14 protein-coding genes and 1 pseudogene are annotated in these 15,018 nt (G+C 44.7%); 8 read left to right on the plus strand and 7 right to left on the minus strand.

All coding sequences use genetic code 11. The features are described 5' to 3' along the window. Positions 1–14: 14 nt before the first annotated feature. On the minus strand, positions 15–1,589 hold the full coding sequence (locus tag PLE7327_RS13850) for a hypothetical protein (protein ID WP_015144434.1): 1,575 nt from the start codon (positions 1,587–1,589) through the stop codon (positions 15–17). 217 nt (positions 1,590–1,806) lie between these two features. On the opposite strand from PLE7327_RS13850, the gene PLE7327_RS13855 reads away from it, so the two are divergent. Then, positions 1,807–3,153: a histidine phosphatase family protein gene (locus PLE7327_RS13855; protein ID WP_015144435.1), complete on the plus strand. Its 1,347-nt coding sequence runs from the start codon at positions 1,807–1,809 to the stop codon at positions 3,151–3,153. Here the strand turns inward: PLE7327_RS13855 and PLE7327_RS13860 are convergent, their stop codons facing one another. Together PLE7327_RS13860 and PLE7327_RS13865 are read right to left on the minus strand one after the other, a co-directional pair. Beyond that, entirely contained in the window at positions 3,154–4,155 is a 1,002-nt protein-coding gene (locus tag PLE7327_RS13860; protein WP_015144436.1) for a D-glycerate dehydrogenase, read from the minus strand. A 233-nt stretch (positions 4,156–4,388) separates the two neighbouring features. Continuing rightward, positions 4,389–5,573: a class I SAM-dependent rRNA methyltransferase gene (locus tag PLE7327_RS13865; RefSeq protein ID WP_015144437.1), complete on the minus strand. Its 1,185-nt coding sequence runs from the start codon at positions 5,571–5,573 to the stop codon at positions 4,389–4,391. 213 nt (positions 5,574–5,786) lie between these two features. Between PLE7327_RS13865 and PLE7327_RS13870 the strand changes: the two genes are divergently transcribed. Continuing rightward, positions 5,787–7,157, plus strand: a complete 1,371-nt coding sequence (locus PLE7327_RS13870; RefSeq protein WP_015144438.1) for a CmpA/NrtA family ABC transporter substrate-binding protein — start codon at positions 5,787–5,789, stop codon at positions 7,155–7,157. A 329-nt stretch (positions 7,158–7,486) separates the two neighbouring features. On the opposite strand, the pseudogene PLE7327_RS24050 reads toward PLE7327_RS13870, so the two are convergent. Next, positions 7,487–7,630 (minus strand): annotated as a pseudogene (locus PLE7327_RS24050) (ISL3 family transposase); the annotation flags it as partial. 94 nt (positions 7,631–7,724) lie between these two features. Between PLE7327_RS24050 and PLE7327_RS13875 the strand changes: the two are divergent. Continuing rightward, on the plus strand, positions 7,725–8,090 hold the full coding sequence (locus tag PLE7327_RS13875; RefSeq protein ID WP_015144439.1) for a helix-turn-helix transcriptional regulator: 366 nt from the start codon (positions 7,725–7,727) through the stop codon (positions 8,088–8,090). Positions 8,091–8,116: 26 nt separating this feature from the next. Here the strand turns inward: PLE7327_RS13875 and PLE7327_RS13880 are convergent, their stop codons facing one another. The 3 genes from PLE7327_RS13880 to PLE7327_RS13890 all read right to left on the minus strand — a co-directional run bounded on the left by PLE7327_RS13880 (position 8,117) and on the right by PLE7327_RS13890 (position 10,144). Next, a complete protein-coding gene (locus PLE7327_RS13880) occupies positions 8,117–9,115 on the minus strand; it encodes an NAD(P)/FAD-dependent oxidoreductase (RefSeq protein ID WP_015144440.1) in 999 nt (332 codons plus the stop codon). Between the two features lie 44 nt (positions 9,116–9,159). Continuing rightward, a complete protein-coding gene (locus tag PLE7327_RS13885; RefSeq protein WP_015144441.1) occupies positions 9,160–9,528 on the minus strand; it encodes a DsrE family protein in 369 nt (122 codons plus the stop codon). Between the two features lie 235 nt (positions 9,529–9,763). Next, a complete protein-coding gene (locus tag PLE7327_RS13890; protein ID WP_015144443.1) occupies positions 9,764–10,144 on the minus strand; it encodes a rhodanese-like domain-containing protein in 381 nt (126 codons plus the stop codon). A gap of 186 nt (positions 10,145–10,330) precedes the next feature. On the opposite strand from PLE7327_RS13890, the gene PLE7327_RS13895 reads away from it, so the two are divergent. The 5 genes from PLE7327_RS13895 to PLE7327_RS13915 all read left to right on the plus strand — a co-directional run bounded on the left by PLE7327_RS13895 (position 10,331) and on the right by PLE7327_RS13915 (position 14,902). Beyond that, positions 10,331–10,966 (plus strand): exopolysaccharide biosynthesis protein, encoded by a 636-nt coding sequence (locus tag PLE7327_RS13895; RefSeq protein ID WP_015144444.1) that lies wholly within the window; start codon positions 10,331–10,333, stop codon positions 10,964–10,966. Between the two features lie 214 nt (positions 10,967–11,180). Beyond that, positions 11,181–12,512, plus strand: a complete 1,332-nt coding sequence (locus PLE7327_RS13900) for an NAD(P)/FAD-dependent oxidoreductase (protein WP_015144445.1) — start codon at positions 11,181–11,183, stop codon at positions 12,510–12,512. A gap of 113 nt (positions 12,513–12,625) precedes the next feature. After that, positions 12,626–12,913 (plus strand): helix-turn-helix transcriptional regulator, encoded by a 288-nt coding sequence (locus PLE7327_RS13905; RefSeq protein ID WP_217523136.1) that lies wholly within the window; start codon positions 12,626–12,628, stop codon positions 12,911–12,913. Between the two features lie 10 nt (positions 12,914–12,923). Continuing rightward, positions 12,924–14,267 carry an efflux RND transporter periplasmic adaptor subunit gene (locus PLE7327_RS13910; RefSeq protein WP_015144447.1) on the plus strand — a complete coding sequence of 448 codons (1,344 nt, stop codon included), beginning with the start codon at positions 12,924–12,926 and terminating at the stop codon, positions 14,265–14,267. 32 nt (positions 14,268–14,299) lie between these two features. Next, the gene (locus tag PLE7327_RS13915) at positions 14,300–14,902 is read left to right on the plus strand and encodes a DUF3365 domain-containing protein (RefSeq protein WP_015144448.1); all 603 of its coding nucleotides are present in this window, start codon (positions 14,300–14,302) and stop codon (positions 14,900–14,902) included. The last annotated feature ends 116 nt before the right edge of the window (positions 14,903–15,018 follow it).

The raw sequence follows: 15,018 nt of genomic DNA on the forward strand, positions 1-15,018 counted from the left end.
TTGGTACGTTTTTGCTATATGTTTTTGCTGGCAATATATAAATAATATTTTTCATTATGAATAAAAGAATTAGTGAATTTTTTCAATAAAGATAGCTTTAAATCGTTTCTTGAATTCTGAATTTCATAATTTAAAATTAATAAAATATCTTGTTCTTTTTCTTGAGAAATTGTGCTTACCTGTTCTAAAATTTTATCGATATTTGTCGATTGTCGTTGACTATTAAACAAAACAAAACTACCAAATTTTTGACTCTCTGGATAGTAAATTTTTCGATTAAGATAAGCACAAATAGGCGAAATGGCAAAATCTTCGCTTCCTATAATAAACATTTTCTCTAAATGATGACTTTGAATATAGTTTGCTGTTTTTCGACTAGCAGAATAGGGGATGAATAATTCTCGACTAAAAGCAATTATTCCTGCTATAAGCTGGACATATAAAATTATTATTATAAAAGTCGTTTTATATCGACTGACAAAATTTATCCAGTTAGCTATTGCACTGTTAATTTTACTAGGTAGTTTGGTTGACAGATGAATTAATAGCTCCGATGGAGAATGATAACTAGCTAACCATAACGAGACAATCAAAATAATATAAAAATGTCCGTAGTGTCTTGCAGATCCTAGAAATTTAACATAGGTAAAAGTTAGAATTTCTAGATTAGCAATAAGATAGAAAAGTAGCGTAATAGGTTTTCTAATAAAAATAGTTGTTGCAAAAGCCAATATACCTAAAGAAAAGAGGGTAAATATCAAGAGATCTAAAGGCTTGGAATCAGCTGGAACTAAAATTAAAATATAACTATTCCAAATCCTCGTTATTGTCCTAGCCAATTGAACGAGATCGAATTGCAGCATCCATTCAGTTGCTCCTCCTTGTAAATTACTATCTATCGGAGGAATAAGAGTGGCTACTGAGATGCTTACACCGATAAAAAATATGAGTAAACTAATAATAATGTTTAACTTGCTCGCCGTAGATTTATAGTTCAGCTTCTCCTTCCAGAAATACTCTAAGGTTAAGACAATTGTAAGCGCGATTGCAATTAACAAGCAATAAGCATTCGTGTTTGCCATTAAAGCTAGAATTAATGATAATCTTAGATAACTTTTTTGTCTAGATTCAAAGCAAAAACAAAACAGAAAAATCGTCAATAAACCTATCGCATAATTCCTGCTAATCAATAAATACTCGTAAAAGGGTAAATATCCAAATAAAAACAAAATTTTTTGAAGATTGGTAAATGGAGAAAACCTAATAAACAAGTAAGCCGCTCCAGTAGCGATAAACAAATGTAAAATTTGCATTGCCACGGGATTATGGGTAACTCGATTGAGTAGATCTAGACAGAGATACCAAAGCAGGGGATGTCCTTCATATTTAACATGAGAAAATAGCTCGTAAATCCTATAACTGTCTCTAGCAATAAGCCAGCCATTTAATTCATCTCGCCACATAGCATGATTGAGAATACCAATCAAGCCAAGCACAAAAAATATAAAGAGTAAAGAAAGCTCTAAAACCCGATCTTTTTTTTGAAATAAATCAAACAATTCTCGCGTTTTCTGTTGGATTAAGATCATTACTAATTTTTGCGATTGCTTTTGTTAGTATTGTGAGCGTTAGCAGGTATTAACTCATTGTAGACTGCCTGAATGCTCATGATTGTTCCTTAATGACAAATGCGTTCGATTAACAGACTGTTACCTCCTGCGACTAGAAAAAGATTTTCGAGAATGTCAAATAATCATTAACAAATGACATAATTGATAACGAAAGTTTACAGGGAGGACAAGACGATTGACTACTCGCGTTATTATCGTGCGTCACGGACAAAGTAGCTACAACGCCCAGAAAAAAATTCAAGGTCGTTGCGACGAGTCAGTCTTGACAGAGAAAGGGCGCGTCGATGCCGAGACAGTTGGTACTGCCCTTAGTAAACTAAACGTTGATGCCTTTTACTCTAGTCCTTTGCAACGGGCAAAATCAACAGCCCAAATTATTCAAAGCTGTTTAGAGAATCCTCCCACCCTACAAGCGACGGATAAGTTAATGGAAATCGATTTGCCGCTTTGGGAAAACTTGCTCAAATCCGAGGTAGAAAAAAGATTCCCAGAAGACTATCGTTGCTGGAAAGAACGCCCTCACGAATTCAAAATGCTGCTGTCTACCCCTGAAGGACAGCGGGAACACTTTCCCGTTCTCTCTCTCTACGAACAGGCGCAGCAATTTTGGCAAGAAATCCTTCCCCAACATCAAGGAAAAACGATTGTAATCGTGGCGCACAATGGCATCAATCGCTGCTTAATTATGAGTGCCCTTGGCATTCCCCCCTCTCGCTACCATTCCATCCAGCAGTCCAACTGCTGCATCAACGTATTGAACTTTAGCGGGGATTGGGGCGAACCCGTCCAGTTAGAATCGTTGAATCAAATTTCTCACTTAGGCAAACCCCTTCCTTCACCCCGCAATCCCCATAAAGGACCTCGTTTCTTATTGATTCGTCACGGGGAAACTCAGTGGAATCGCGAGTCGCGCTTTCAGGGGATTCGCGATATTCCCCTCAACGACAGAGGAAGGGAACAAGCGCAGAGGGCGGCAGAGTTCCTTAAGGATGTGGCAATTGACTTCGCACTCAGCAGTCCGATGTTGCGCCCCAAAGAAACCGCAGAAATTATACTTCAGAATCATCCCAACGTCAGTTTAGACCTTCAGGAACGATTGACGGAAATTTGTCACGGACTTTGGGAAGGGAAACTAGAAACAGAGATCGAAAGCGAATTTCCTGGGTTGCTGCGCCAGTGGAAAGAAGCCCCAGAAACCGTACAAATGCCAGAAGGAGAGAATTTACAACAGGTTTGGGATCGCGCGATCGCCAACTGGAACGATCTAGTAAAATACTATGCAAATTCGCCAGAACCAAGAACGGGTATTGTAGTCGCCCACGATGCCATTAACAAAGTCATCCTCTGCTATCTCCTCGGTTTGCAACCTGCTAATTTCTGGAATATCAAACAGGGCAATGGTGGCGTTAGCGTCATTGACTATCCCGACGGGGCAGAGGGAATGCCAGTCTTACAGGCGATTAATATTACTACTCATTTAGGTTCTGGAATTTTAGATAAGACGGCAGCAGGGGCATTGTAATCAGTTGTCAGTAATCGATGATTGTCGGTAAACTTCAGGATTGACGCAATGGGGTAAACGCTCCCCCATTAATCCAGCCACTAAATTTTGCGCTGCCATTAATGCCATTTGCGATCGCGTCTTGTAGGAAGCACTGCCGATGTGAGGCACGATGATGAGATTGGGCAAAGTCAATAAAGGACTGTCGAGGGGGATGGGTTCGGGTTCGGTAACATCTAAAGCAGCCCCAGCGATTCGACCCGTCTTAAGAGCATCATACAGCGCTTCTGGACTAACGATCGCGCCTCGCGCCGTATTGATGAGAATGGCTGACGGTTTCATCCGCTCGAACTGCGGGCGATCGAACAAATGAAAGGTATCATTAGATAAAATCGTATGAATGGTCACAAAATCCGACTCTTGTAGCAATTGCTCGAAAGAAGCATATTCAACGCCTAGCAATCGCTCTAATTCTGCCTCACGCCGATGCCGACTGTAGTAGAGAATCCGCATCTCAAATCCCTTGGCGCGGCGCGCAACCGCTTGTCCGATGCGTCCAAAACCGACAATCCCTAAAGTTGCTCCCGTTACATCCGCTCCCAACAATACCATCGGTTCCCAAGTCTGCCAATGTCCCTCGCGCAGAAATTTTTCGGCTTCAACAATTCTTCGTGCTGCTGCCATGAGTAACGCCCAAGTTAAGTCAGCCGTTGCATCCGTCAGAACTCCGGGCGTATTGCCGACAGGAATGCCTCTCGCTGTCGCCGCAGCTATATCGATATTGTCATAACCGACTGCCATCTGACTAATGACTTTTAGGGATCCGCCTGCTTCTATTAAATCTTTATCGACGCGATCGGTTAGCAGGCAGAGTAACCCATCGATATCCCGAATTTTTTCCCTGATTATCTCGTAGGGAGGCGGTTGGCGTTCCGTCCAGATTTCCATTGAGGCGCGATCGCGCAGATATTCTAATCCAGCATCGGGAATACGGCGCGTGACGAAGATTTTGGGCAAAGACATGGGTAAAGTCAGAAGTTGTAGATATTTTGATGGAGTGGCTCTTTGAAATAGATTCGGTCGATCGAGTATTCTACCTTTTAGCGATCGCGTATTTAATGGACTGAAACACTTGTCTAGTCGTCTTTAGACGACTTGAAATATGAGGCAGCGATTTCAATCGCTGACGTATTATTGACTTTAGCATCTTAGACAGAATTGAGAGCGATCGCTCCCATCCCAACCTTGCTTGAAGTTTACCCTACTATTAACACTAATCCCTTGAGATACAATCCTTCTGGATGATAAATACTGACTGGATGGTCGGGGGGTTGGGCGAGGTGGTGCAGTACGCGAATTGGCTTGCCTAACTCGATCGCGGCGGCAGTGACAGCACCTTTAAAATGGTCTAGTCCGACGACTTGCGAGCAAGAAAATGTCAATAAAATTCCCTGCGATCGCAATTTTTCCAAAGCTAATTTATTCAACCGTTTATATGCCATAACCGCTTGATGGCGCACCGAGAGATTTTTGGCAAAAGCTGGCGGATCGAGTACGATAACATCGTATTCCCCGTCGCACTTTTTGAGAAAATCAAAGACATCTACAGCCGAAGTTTCGTGAGGAATTTGACCTGGATTGTTTAACGATACGTTACGAGCTGCCCATGCGATCGCTTTTGCCGAACTATCGACCGAACAAACAAAACTCGCGCCTGCTTTCACTGCATAGGCAGAAAATCCGCCAGAATAGCAAAATGTATTCAAAACTCGCTTGCCTGCGACGTATTTAGCTAGCAGCGATCGATTCTCTCGCTGATCGATGAAAAAGCCCGTTTTTTGCCCTTCTTCCCAATCTACATAGAAGCGATGACCGTATTCTATCACTTCGCCATCTTCTCTTGCTCCCAGTAAATATTGGTTTTCTGCCCTTACTTGAGCTTTGGGAAGAACGGAAGCACTTTTATCGTAGACTGCTCTTAAGTCTTGACCGTAAACTTTTTGCAAGCATTCAACGATGAGCGATCGCTGCTCGTACATGCCAATAGAATAAGCTTGTAGCACGGCAGTCCCGTTATACCAGTCAACAATTAATCCCGGCAATCCATCTCCTTCTGCGTTAATTAATCGATAGCAAGTTGTTTGTTTGCTAGCAGCTAAGCCGATTTCTTTTCTCATCCAATAAGCATTCTGAAATTTTTCCAGAAACAATCGATCGATGTCCGATACTTTCTCGAAAGAGAAAATTTTTACGGCAATATTTCCGGGACTGTAGTGTCCGGTTGCTAGATACTCACCACTGTCGCTGTATACGTCTACAATTTCACCCTCTCTCAACCCAGTATCTTTCTTTTTGATGGCACCGGAAAAAATCCAAGGGTGAAATCGCTTAACGGCATCTGCTTTGCTATCGTGCAAAACGATTCGTGAAAAGTTTGGCATTGGTCAGTGAAATTTTCAGCCTTTTCTCAATATAGTCTTTCTTGCGTATAAGTCTTAAATTGCAGGCATTCTGGTTCCGCTTATCAATCAATTAGGGCTTGTTATAAGAGCAAGTTTACTTCGCGTACAATAAACTTATTTAGGCAAAACTAAGCAGAAAACAATGGCAATAGATTTCGTCCCTCTTCTAGCAATGCCTAATTTCAAATTCTTATGCAACGTCGCACTTTTCTTAAATACACCAGTCTAGGAGTCGCTAGTGCAATCGTTACTGCTTGTAGCGATCGCGGTTCTAATAATGAACCAATCAAGATCGAACAACCGCGCCCCAGCAACTTTGACAAACTAGAGAAAACCTCTCTCACCCTTGGCTACGTTCCAATAACTGATGCTGCCCCTCTCATCGTTGCCCAGGAGAAGGGTTTTTTTTCGCGCTATGGGCTAACGGTTACCTTAAGCAAGCAAGCGAGTTGGGAAGATCTCGAAAAGGGATTGCTCGAATGGCGCTTTGATGCGGCGCAAGCGTTGTACGGGATGCCGATGCTGGCTCAACTGGGGGCAAAAGCTGCCTCAATGGTAGCTCTAATGACGCTTAATCTCAATGGAGGCGCGATCGCTCTTTCGCAGAAAGCTTGGAAAGCTGACATTCGTCCTTCTATCGATTACGTCAACTTTCAGGAATTTTCCGACAGCTTTATCAAATATATTCGAGGCTTTCAGAAACCTCCTAACTTCGCCATAGAATCGGCTGCTTCGATAGAAAACTATCTCTATCGCTACTGGTTAGCCGCCATGGGGATCGCTCCCGAAAAAGAAGTAAAATTTACTGAAATTTCTCCCTCGCAAGCGATCTTTAAGCTACAGGCAGGCAGTATTGATGGTTCCTGCATCGGCGAACCTTGGAATCAGGATGCAGTTTTGAAGAAAGCGGCATTCGTGACTTATGCGAGTCGAGATATCTGGAAGGGACACCCAGGAAAAGTTTTAGCTGCTATGCAAGGTTGGGTAGATAAGAATCCGACCACGGCAAAAGCTTTAGTTGCCGCACTTATAGAAGCTTGTCAGTTTTGCGATCGCCCGGAAAATCATGCAGATGTCGCCCTACTCCTAGCACAGAGTCAATATCTCAACGCCGACATCAAAGCAATCGAGCCATCTCTAGGAGGCAAATACAACTATTCTCAATTAGAAGACAAAGAAGGCGTTGCCTCGATTCCCGATTTTACTGTCTTTCACTACCGGCCAACGGATTATCTCAAACAATCCGATTGTACTAACTATCCCTGGCGTTCTCATGCAGTTTGGTTGCTGACTCAAATGATTCGCTGGAATCAGATCGATCGCCGAGAATATCCTCAAAACGCCGATGAAATCCTCAACAAAATCTACCCCACAGAAATTTATGAAGAGGTTGCCAAGGCACTCAACATCCTACTTCCGACTGACAAAATGAAAAAAGAACCCGCTACAGCATTTATCGACGGACGAGAGTTCGATCCGAGTCAACCCGTGGCTTATCTCAATCAATTTGTGTTGCGGGCAGGGCGATCTAAAATCTTTGCACTCAGAACCGACAGGGATTAAAATCGCTGCCTCAGATGTAAAGTCCTCTTTAGACGACTGGATAAGTGTCCGAGTCCATTTGATGTGATACAGACGCTAATTATTTAATTTTTTTGGTTGTGCTTGGGCATATCCTTCGCGGTTTAGTCAGCAGTTCTCTCTTGCAACCGTCTAGTGCGAGCGCGTTTGTCGATTTAGGGATATATGCTTTTCACATACCACTGTTCTTTTTTATTTAGGAGTTGTTCGTCGAGCGATCGCTATCAAAACCTCTCAAGAATTTTGCTATCGATAAGCTATACGTCATCACTTATCCCTATTTTCTGCGATCGGCGTTACAAATACTACTTTAGGTAATGGAAACGGTCAAAGACGATCTGGGCATTGGGAAATCCTCCCCACATATCTACACTTACTTCTTCCTCCTGCTCTCGCACTGTCAGAGGCTGCTGTTTGAGCGCCGCGATGAGATCTGCCTGTTGATGACTATCGATTGTTTATAGTTTTTGTAACGGAACCCAAAAAGGTGCCGTTTGAAACTAAAATAGTAAATAGTTATAAAGTTTTTAATTGCTGTCAATCTCCACTATGCTCAAGACTTTTTCCTCAAAGACTTCCCCCATCGTCCTGGCTTCGGTAGCTGACTATTTCAAAGTCCTTTCCGAAGTCAGTCGGCTTCAGATTTTAAGTTGTTTGAGGTCGGGGGCAATGAATGGAAAGGAAATTACGGAAGCGACCGGTTTAGGGCAGGCTAATCTGTCAAAACATTTGAAGGCGCTGACTCAAGCTGGAATCATATCTCGCCAACCACAAGGCGTTAGCGTCTACTATGAGATTGCTGACCCAATGATTTTTGACTTGTGCGAATTGGTGTGCGATCGCATTAGTAACCAAATGCAACAACGGGCTAAAGAATTTGAACAGTTTACAGCATTTACTACCCCCTCAACATAACTATTCAATATTTCCCTAAAAAAATCCTAAACCGAGACTTTGAGATTTTCTTCCCACCGACGCGGTCCTTTGTCGCGGCGAATGTCTCGCCAAATCTGAGTGGCGGCTAAAGCACCGTCGCCAGCCGCTACCACCACCTGATTCAGCCCCACCTTTAAATCGCCAATCGCAAAAATCCGAGGGTGGGAAGTTCGACCCATCTTATCGGTGACGAGATTGCCACCCTTTAACTCCAAATCTATTCTTTGGAGATAGGTATTGTGATAGCGAGAACCCATCGAAATCAAACCCGTTTCCAACTCGACGACCGACCCATCCGTCAACTCTACGCCAGTCATTTGATGTTTTTGACCCAGAAATTTCTTGATGGGTGTCTCTATCAGGCGATAGCCATGTTCCTGTAGTTGGGAGCGAAGTCCGGCACTAACCTCAAACAGTCCGTGAGTAAAGACAGTAATATAGGGCGTAAACCAACTCAAGTTGAAAATCATCTCTTCAATACTGGCTTCGCTACCAGCAAAAAAACCACATTGCTTGTCAGTCATTTCATAGCCATCGCAGACCATGCAGACATGTAAGTTATAACCCGCATACTGGTAGACATTCTGCATATCTTCTAAAGGCGGCAGATAGTCGATGATGCCACTGGCAGCAATCAGGTACTTAGAGCGAAAAACTCGATAAATGCTATTATTGCGACCGACTTTAACTCGCACGGCAAAAGTGTCTCCTTCATCGACAACTTCTTCCACATAAGCGTTGAGAAAATCTCCATTGAGAGAGAGATAATGTTCTTTACCCCGCTCGAGCAGCACGCGACCGGGGGTATCTGGCGGCAACCCTAGATAATTGTGTAATTCTTGCATCCAAAAGGAACGCGCTTTGCCTTTATCGAGAATGAGACTGGAGAGGCGGAATCGCTGTAGATAAATGCCAGCAGAAAGTCCGCCCGCACCGCCACCGACAATAATGACATCGTAAACGCGATCGAGGTTTCGATCGAGATTTTTCTTTGAGAGTTTCATCGTTTTTTTGTCTATTTTGAGCGAGGACAACCAGGCAATTGATTTCAATAATCTAAAGACAAAATGCGTCCTTGGGTGAAATTAAAGAAAGCTTCTTTTTGGGCTAGTTGTACGCCCTCCATTAAATCCGAGGGTTGATGGTTGGCAGCTTTTAAGCACATAGGGCAGACGTACATCCGAACGCCTTTGTCAATTAGCTTGGGTAAGAGGGTTTGTGCTGATTCAAACTCTCTAAATTCAATCGCTTTCCCATTCTTGAGAGGAACTTCTACGCCTTTGATATCAAAGAACACTAAGACATCTTTATCCTCAGACATTTTTTCAGCTAATGCGAGTGCCATCAAGACTCGGTGAGGGTCTTCTGCGCCTCGACTAATGTGAAGAAAGACTCCATCCTTAACTTTAGTTTCCATTTAGAGAACTCCTCGTCTAATCACTTGTAGGGTGAATTAAACTTCTCGAAGCTGTTGCACCATTTCAACGGTTTCGACAACGGATTTTTTCCTGGCTATTCCGGCGATCTGAGGGCTGACTAATGTCATAAAAAACTATCCGTTTTTACTTGACTTGTTTAACTCCTACGGTTAGGTAGCGCGATCGCCAGTCACTATTTGGCTATTCGACAGCTAAATTATTAGATGGGTGAAATTACTTGCCCGTGCGAGTCTCTAGCCCCAATCGCTGCCATTCCATCATGCCGCCAGTAATATTAAACACTTGGCTAAAACCTGCTTTGACTAGAGCGTTAGCTGCAATGGGACTGCGGTGAGAGGTTAAGCAGATGACGGCAACCGCTCGCTCTTTGGATAAATCTCGAAACCACTGGGGTAGCAGCCAACGGCGAAACAGAGGCATCGTTCCCAAGAGTAGGCGCGGTAAGCTGAGATTGAGAGCAGTGGGGGCATGACCGATGGCATATTCCCATCGGCTACGGACATCGATGAGCAGAGGCGGGTTCGGTAATTTAGTAAATTCCTTCGGGGATAGATGAGTAATGCGCGATCGCGCCGAAGCTGAAGTAGACATCATAGTACTACTCTCCCTTCAGAGTCATATTAATTTTATAACTAAATAGTAATTTAGTCAACCTACAACAGGAGGCTCAAAACTCCTTTGAGGTTTGGCTTCGGGTTTCCGATCGGTGTATCCTGGAGTTTGCTGTTAATACCGGTCATCTATCAGCACAAAAACTGTTGTGAGTAGAGTCTAATAACAATGGCTAAACTTTCTGTAGAACTACAGCGCTATTTTTTTGAAGAAGAAAGACAAAGTGAAATTAAACTGGTAGAAGTCCTTACCTTAGCAGGAGAACGCATATTTGGCTTTTTATTTGTCATTCTTTCTCTTCCTTCTGCCTTGCCGATTCCCGCACCTGGTTACTCAATTCCTTTTGGGATTTTAATGTTTCTTTTAGCCATTCAATTAATCGCAGGTGCTAAAGGGCCTTGGCTGCCTGAAAAGATGATGCACGGCTCGATGAAGTTGGAAAGCGCTCAGAAAATTGTCAAAGCAGGGATTCCTTGGCTCAAAAGAATTGAAGCCATTACTCGTCCTCGCATGACTTATGTTTGTACTACATTAACTGGTAGAGTACTAATAGGAATCGCGATCGCGCTGATGTCCATTTCTATGATGATTCCCATTCCTGGAACCAATACATTGCCTGCAATGGGAATTTTTGTTACAGCCTTTGGTTTACAGGAAGATGATGGCTTTATCAGTCTCGGCGGTTTAGCGATCTGCTTAATGGCAGGCGTTCTTTCCACGTCAATTATCATTGCCGTCATTTGGGGGGGGAGCAGTTTATTAGACGTAATCAAAACTTGGCTCAAATCAGTCATGAGTTACTGACACTCTCTCAATTATCAAATTGTCTTGAATCGAGATAGTAAAGCAGTATCCCCTTGAAAGATTGACTGATTTGCTTTATTGTTATTTTATAACTAATTGGTTGTTTAAGATTAAAAGAAAATAATTTTCCTAACAGCGTGGGAATAGACGGCGATCGCATGGCAGAACCTCGCTCCTTATCCTGCGCTAGCTTTAACAAATCGGAGAAAGACCAATGGCTCACATTATCGTAATCGGTGCGGGACTAGGAGGATTGCCAACAGCTTACGAACTGCGACATCTCTTACCGAAGCAGCATCGCATCACCCTGATTTCCGACAAGCCAGAATTTACCTTTATTCCCTCGCTGCCTCACGTCGCTTTTGGCTTAACATCCCTCGAAAAAATCCAACTCAATGTCGAAAAGCTGGTTAAAAATCGGGCGATCGATTGGGTATTGGGACAGGTAGCAGCCCTCAACCCTCACGCCAAACAGATAACCGTAGGAGATAAAACAATTGATTACGATTATGCCGTTATTGCTACGGGAGCCTCCCTCAAACTCGATGCCATCCCTGGTTTGGGACCCGAAGGCGGTTATACCCACTCAGTCTGCAATCCTCATCATGCCCTGCTAGCGCGAGAAGCCTGGAAAGAATTCGAGCAAAATCCAGGGGCTTTAGTCGTGGGAGCCGTGCCTGGGGCTAGCTGTATGGGACCCGCCTACGAGTTTGCTCTCCTAGCAGATTACGTACTGCGTCAAAAAAGATTGCGCAATCGCGTTTCCATTACCTTTGTTACCCCGGAACCCTATGCGGGTCACTTGGGCATTGGAGGGATGGCAAACTCAGGGAAACTGGTGACACAATTAATGCAAGAACGGAACGTAGAATTGATTGAAAATGCTGCCATTATTAAGATTGATGCTGAGAGAATCTGCCTAGCAGACAGTCGCCAGTTACCGTTCAAATACGCCATGCTCCTGCCACCTTTCTGCGGAGCCAAGTTCTTGCGGGACGTACCAGGATTGACTGATGCTAAAGGCTTTTTACCAGTCCTACCGACCTATCAACATCCCGATTTTCCTTCTATTTATAGTTTGGGGGTGACCGTGGAACTTGCCCCTCCCGAACCAACTCCAATTCCGAGCGGCGTTCCGAAAACGGGTCAGATGACCGAATCGATGGGCATGGCAGTCGCCCACAATCTTGCCAGAGAGTTAGGGGAAATTGAAGCAGCGCCCGTAACTCCTACCCTAGGAGCCATTTGCATGGCGGACTTTGGCGATACCGGGATTCTCTTTGTTGCCAATCCCGTTTTGCCCGATCCGGTGACGGGAAAGCGGCGCAGAGCTTTTGCAGTGCGGGGCTGGTGGGTGAGTTGGATTAAGACGGCTTTTGAGAAATTTTTCTTAGCCAAGATGCGTTTAGGAATGTCTATCCCTTGGTTCGAGCGCTTGGGATTGTGGCTTTTAGGATTATCTCTCACCGAGCCGATGTCAGCCTCAAGGGAGCAAAACTTAGAAATGAAAAAGACGGGCGGGCGGGTGCAAGGGACTCTGCCGTGAGATGGCAAAGCCTGAAAAGCACTTCGTTAGAGATACTCCGCCGTTGAACGGCGGAACCTCCTCTGACTTCGTCAATGTTGTCTAATAGCGCTCGACAGAAAAACGAGATGGAAATGACGCTTAATCCCCAAGAATTTGAGAGTTTGGCAGAGCGATTTAAAATCCTCAGCGAACCGACAAGATTACAAATCCTATCGGCAATTTGCCAGGGAGAATATAACGTTAATGATATTTGCCGACGGACTGGTCTGCGCCAAGCTAATGTTTCCAAGCACTTACACCTGCTCAAAAGAGCTGGGGTCGTGGCTTGTCGTCGAGTAGGCGTATGCCGCTATTATCGCGTCATCGATCGAGACTTGATGAACTTGTGTGCTAAAGCCCGTAGAGAAAAATTCTACTAGGAGGAAAATAATGGAAAGTTCTACAATTGATAAACCTCAGTTACCTGAGAGCTGGCTCAATATAAAAGTTATTGGTTTATTGACATCTCTCATTGTCTTATCGGGAGGGGTAGGATGGTGGTTATTATCAAACTCCACCAGTCGTCAGCCAATCCCGAAAGCGATCGCAACTTCTCCGACAATCAAGGTGCAAACAGCCGTTATTAAGCCAATGCCCGTTCGAGGCGATCGCACTCTGACGGGAACTGTCGAGGCAGTGGAATCGGTCACTTTGACTAGCCGCGTCATGGGACAGATCGAGCGACTCCCGGTACAGGAAGGAGATTTAGTCAAAGCCGGTCAACTGATTGCTCGCATAGATGTACGAGATATTCAAGCCCAGCGCAATCAAGGCAATGCTGCTATTTCTCAAGCGCGATCGGCTGTCAGCGCGGCGCAGTCGGCTTACCTAACTGCCCAAGCGCAAAAAAATCAAGCAGAAGCTCGCGTTCGAGAAGCCCAAGCCACCCTGACAGAAGCTCAAGCAGAATTAGCCGATGCCAAGCTGCACCAAAAGCGGATGGCGATGCTGCGAACTGAAGGAGTAGTCAGTCAATCCCAGCTAGATGAAGCTAATACCCGCGTAGCGACAATTGAAGCCAGAATTGGTCAAATTCAAGCGGCAATTAAGCAAGCGATCGCAACCGTTGACCAAGCCCAAGCACAAGTCCGACAGGCACAGGCACAGATCGAACAATCCCAAGCGGGAGTTGCACAAGCCCAGGCAACTGTAGAACAAACCTTAGCGAACCTCGATTATGGGACTGTGACAGCTCCTTTTACTGGGGTGGTGACGCGCAAACATGCCGAAGTTGGCGCAATGGCAGGTACGGGACAAGCTTTAGTCACCTTAGAGAATATCGATCGACTTCGCTTTAGCGTTGCCGTCCCCGAATCTCTCATCGGTCGGCTCGAACACGGTCAACCGGTGCAGATCGAGTTAGATGCCCTCAATCGTTCGGCGAACGGTCGCGTCAGTCAAATTATTCCAGCTGCCGACCCCGCCTCGCGCAATTTTACGGTCAAGATTGCTTTGGCATCGGATGCCGATATCATTCCGGGGATGTTTGGTCGCTTGCAATTGACGACCAGCACTCGCCAAGCCTTGATGATTCCCAATGATGCGATCGTCAAGCGTATGGGGATTACTGGCGCGTACAAAGTGGTAGACGGCAAAGCTCAGTTTCAAACCCTAACCGCAGGGACAACTCATGGAGAACAGGTGGAAGTCTATTGGGGACTAGAAGCAGGCGATCGCGTCATTCTCAATCCTAGCCCCGCTCTCACAGATGGGGCATTGGTTAGTCTTCAGTAACCTTCACTTTTATTCACTATTTAGGATAGATTATGTGGAAATCTTTTTATCGACTCCTAACGGCAATTACCATAACTTTGCTGCTATTTAGCTGGCATCCTACCATTGCCAATGCTCAAACCGACCCGACAGAACTAGCTAAAGCCGTTCAGGAAATTGAAGCCCTCGATGCGATGCGTTCCGGTTTAGCCTCAACTTTGGAAGGAAAACCGGAGGCACCAACCTTGCAGACATTTAAAGAAGTTTGTCAACCCGTCGGCATGAGAGCCAAACAGCTAAGTCAAGAAAATGGCTGGCAAGTCAAGCAAATTGCTAAAAAGTATCGCAATAGCGCCCATGCCCCCGATAACTTACATTCGGTGATGGCACTAGCTAAGTTTGAACAGAACCCAGAATTAATGGGCTTTTGGGAGCGAGAAACTATTAACGGACAACAAGGAACTCGCTACTATCGTCGTATTAATGTCGAAGCTAGTTGCCTTGCCTGTCACGGTGCAAAAAATTCTCGACCCCAGTTTATTCAAGAAAAATACCCTCAAGATTTAGCTTTTGATTTTCAAGTGGGCGACTTGCGGGGGATGTATGCGGTATTTATTCCCGACGTTCGAGTGCAAAAAGCTCTCAGTAGCGAGTAGCTGCCCAAACTAAGGAGGAAAGCCAAATGAAACGGATTATTGTCTTAATCGCGATCGCGTCGAAATTAAAGGCTCTAGAATTACCGATGCTGGAATGGTAACCTCGATTGTCTCTC

This window comes from Pleurocapsa sp. PCC 7327 (assembly GCF_000317025.1).
Taxonomy (GTDB): domain Bacteria; phylum Cyanobacteriota; class Cyanobacteriia; order Cyanobacteriales; family Microcystaceae; genus Hydrococcus.

Coding starts and splice junctions, on each gene's coding strand:
- PLE7327_RS13850 (WP_015144434.1), bottom strand. CDS start 1,589: ATGATCTTAATCCAACAGAAAACGCGAGAATTGTTTGATTTATTTCAA.
- PLE7327_RS13860 (WP_015144436.1), bottom strand. CDS start 4,155: ATGTCTTTGCCCAAAATCTTCGTCACGCGCCGTATTCCCGATGCTGGA.
- PLE7327_RS13865 (WP_015144437.1), bottom strand. CDS start 5,573: ATGCCAAACTTTTCACGAATCGTTTTGCACGATAGCAAAGCAGATGCC.
- PLE7327_RS13870 (WP_015144438.1), top strand. CDS start 5,787: ATGCAACGTCGCACTTTTCTTAAATACACCAGTCTAGGAGTCGCTAGT.
- PLE7327_RS13875 (WP_015144439.1), top strand. CDS start 7,725: ATGCTCAAGACTTTTTCCTCAAAGACTTCCCCCATCGTCCTGGCTTCG.
- PLE7327_RS13880 (WP_015144440.1), bottom strand. CDS start 9,115: ATGAAACTCTCAAAGAAAAATCTCGATCGAAACCTCGATCGCGTTTAC.
- PLE7327_RS13885 (WP_015144441.1), bottom strand. CDS start 9,528: ATGGAAACTAAAGTTAAGGATGGAGTCTTTCTTCACATTAGTCGAGGC.
- PLE7327_RS13890 (WP_015144443.1), bottom strand. CDS start 10,144: ATGATGTCTACTTCAGCTTCGGCGCGATCGCGCATTACTCATCTATCC.
- PLE7327_RS13895 (WP_015144444.1), top strand. CDS start 10,331: ATGGCTAAACTTTCTGTAGAACTACAGCGCTATTTTTTTGAAGAAGAA.
- PLE7327_RS13900 (WP_015144445.1), top strand. CDS start 11,181: ATGGCTCACATTATCGTAATCGGTGCGGGACTAGGAGGATTGCCAACA.
- PLE7327_RS13905 (WP_217523136.1), top strand. CDS start 12,626: ATGACGCTTAATCCCCAAGAATTTGAGAGTTTGGCAGAGCGATTTAAA.
- PLE7327_RS13910 (WP_015144447.1), top strand. CDS start 12,924: ATGGAAAGTTCTACAATTGATAAACCTCAGTTACCTGAGAGCTGGCTC.
- PLE7327_RS13915 (WP_015144448.1), top strand. CDS start 14,300: ATGTGGAAATCTTTTTATCGACTCCTAACGGCAATTACCATAACTTTG.